This window comes from Kribbella turkmenica (assembly GCF_004348725.1).
Classification (GTDB): Bacteria; Actinomycetota; Actinomycetes; order Propionibacteriales; family Kribbellaceae; genus Kribbella; species Kribbella turkmenica.
Genome location: NZ_SMKR01000328.1, coordinates 1 through 1,779 on the forward strand (window position 1 = coordinate 1; position 1,779 = coordinate 1,779).

Annotated in this window: 2 protein-coding genes; both read right to left on the reverse strand. The window is 67.7% G+C overall.

Annotated features, from left to right (window positions below):
- Positions 1 to 128: 128 nt before the first annotated feature.
- Positions 129 to 959 carry an SRPBCC family protein gene (locus E1218_RS35660; protein WP_132327435.1) on the reverse strand — a complete coding sequence of 277 codons (831 nt, stop codon included), beginning with the start codon at positions 957 to 959 and terminating at the stop codon, positions 129 to 131.
- A complete protein-coding gene (locus tag E1218_RS35665; protein ID WP_132327436.1) occupies positions 952 to 1,515 on the reverse strand; it encodes an ArsR/SmtB family transcription factor in 564 nt (187 codons plus the stop codon). Before E1218_RS35665 ends, E1218_RS35660 begins: the two co-directional genes overlap by 8 nt.
- Between the last annotated feature and the right edge of the window lie 264 nt (positions 1,516 to 1,779).

Genomic DNA, 1,779 nt, shown 5'->3' on the forward strand with positions numbered 1-1,779 from the left:
AGCGTGGGACACGAAGGCCTCCGGTTGGTGAAGCGGTGAACTAGACAGCTCCACTTCACAACCGGAGGCCTTCACCTGTCAGCCCGACTCACCGCCGCCAAGCGGGGCAACCTCCCTGGACATCACACCTAGGCGGCCCAGATCGGCTGCCAGTCCTCCTGCTCGTTGAAGCGGCGGAGCGCGGCGACCCCGCTGAGCCACCCGAGCCACGCCCCGTACGGCGGCGTGCCCTCGAACCCGCTCAACACGAAGGTCAGCCGGGTCTTCCCGCCCGACTCGGCCAACTCCCAGGTGCTGATCCCCGCCTCGCCCCAGTCGATGGACATCTTCCGTCCCTCGACCAGGTCGATGATCTCCAGCCCCGGCCCGGCGTCGAAGCCGCCCATCGCGAACCGGCCGCCGATCCGCGCGTCGATGTCCACCGGGTACCCGAACCACGCGGACGCCTTCGCGGAGTCGGTGAGCGACGCGTAGACCTGAGCGGCCGGCGCGTCGATCAGCGCCTCGCCGGCCAGCTCCGGCGAGGTGAAGTCCGGCCGGGTGGTGAGCTCACGGCCCTCGAGGTGGTCGACCAGGTTGGCGAGGGCGAGCGACCAGAAGGTCTGGAGCACGCCGCGGATGTTCGAGTTGGACACCGCCTCCGCCCAGTTGAAGTGGCTCTGGGACACCTTGACGATCGTGCAGGCGTCGCTCTCCTCGATCACCGTGATCTCGGTGGTGGTCTCCTCGCCGCCGAGGAGCCAGGCCAGCTTCAGCGTCCGGCCGTCGTACCCGAGGACGCGCTGGTGCGGGGCGTCGCCGTCGGGGATGTAGCGGCCCCAGAACTCGAAGGTCCCGGGCAGGTCGACGTTCGCGTGCTCGCCGAGCCAGAGGTTGAGTGCCTTCGGATCGGTCAGCGCCTGGAGGACGTCGTCGACGCCGGCCTTGGCGCGCACCTGAAGGATCAGTGGTTCAGTCATGGTCGTGGTCTCCCTTGGGGTAGCACGCCACGGCCAGCTTGAAGGCGTCGCCCTCGGAGCCGCCGTAGCGCTCGAAAAGGTCCTGCAGCGTGCTCCGCAGGTCGTGGAAGAACTCCCGCCGGTGCTCCGGCCGGACGCGGATCTCACCCGACACCCCGATGGACGGCAGCTCCGGAGCTGACCGGTCCAGCGCGGCGATGTCCGTCTGCACCTCCTCCATCAGGTCCAGCAGGTAGCCGAGGCTCAGCTCGTCCTGGGTCCGGCGCAGGCCGCCGATCCGGCCGACGAGCCGCGGGGACAGCCAGTACGACCGAGCCGTGGCCTGGTAGACGCCCTCGTGGATGCCGCGCACCTTGCGCTCCTCCACGCGGGTCACCAGACCAGCCTCGACAAGGCGCTTGACGTGGTAGTAGACGCGCTGCGGGGTCTGCCCGAGCTGCTCCGCGACCTCGCCACAGGTGTGCGGCTCGGCCAGGCGCCGCAGCACCTCGATGCGCTGCGGCTTGAACAGCGCCTCGGCCTGCCCGAGCTGCTCCAGGTGCATCACGTCTTTCATCACACAAAGAATTTTGTACATAAAAATTCTCTTTGTCAATGGGTCCGGCGATCCATTGGCCGGGAATGTGAATCATCGTCCGGACGTTGAACCGACTGCTTCGGTGATGCGTCACCAAAGTAGACACCCACACTCCTGGGGCCTTTGCTACGGACCGTCCGGCACGTTCCTGCCGGCGAAGGAAGGAAGCGCGACATGGCAACTGTCTCGTTCAAGGGAGCCAGCCGGGTCTACCCGGGCACCGACACCCCCGCTGTGGACCAG

Coding starts and splice junctions, on each gene's coding strand:
- E1218_RS35665 (WP_132327436.1), bottom strand. CDS start 1,515: ATGAAAGACGTGATGCACCTGGAGCAGCTCGGGCAGGCCGAGGCGCTG.
- E1218_RS35660 (WP_132327435.1), bottom strand. CDS start 959: ATGACTGAACCACTGATCCTTCAGGTGCGCGCCAAGGCCGGCGTCGAC.